This is a genomic window from Clostridium malenominatum (genome assembly GCF_039521365.1).
GTDB classification, from domain to species: domain Bacteria; phylum Bacillota; class Clostridia; order Clostridiales; family Clostridiaceae; genus Clostridium_AW; species Clostridium_AW malenominatum.
Genome location: NZ_BAAACF010000016.1, coordinates 1 through 650, shown reverse-complemented (window position 1 = coordinate 650; position 650 = coordinate 1). Strand labels below are relative to the sequence as shown.

Annotated in this window: 1 rRNA gene; it reads left to right on the top strand. The window is 53.2% G+C overall.

Annotated features, from left to right (window positions below):
• A 16S ribosomal RNA gene (locus ABDZ69_RS17070) occupies window positions 1-650 on the top strand; the annotation flags it as partial.

Here is a 650-nt window from a genome sequence, read left to right as displayed (position 1 = left end):
GGAGTACGGTCGCAAGACTAAAACTCAAAGGAATTGACGGGGGCCCGCACAAGCAGCGGAGCATGTGGTTTAATTCGAAGCAACGCGAAGAACCTTACCTGAACTTGACATCCCCTGCATTACTCGTAATGGAGGAAATCCCTTCGGGGACAGGGAGACAGGTGGTGCATGGTTGTCGTCAGCTCGTGTCGTGAGATGTTGGGTTAAGTCCCGCAACGAGCGCAACCCTTATTATTAGTTGCTACCATTAAGTTGAGCACTCTAATGAGACTGCCCGGGTTAACCGGGAGGAAGGTGGGGATGACGTCAAATCATCATGCCCCTTATGTTCAGGGCTACACACGTGCTACAATGGTGAGAACAACGAGACGCAAGACCGCAAGGTGGAGCAAACCTCAAAAACTCATCCCAGTTCGGATTGTAGGCTGAAACTCGCCTACATGAAGCCGGAGTTGCTAGTAATCGCGAATCAGCATGTCGCGGTGAATACGTTCCCGGGCCTTGTACACACCGCCCGTCACACCATGAGAGTTGGCAACACCCGAAGTCCGTGAGGTAACCGTAAGGAGCCAGCGGCCGAAGGTGGGGTCAATGATTGGGGTGAAGTCGTAACAAGGTAGCCGTAGGAGAACCTGCGGCTGGATCACCTC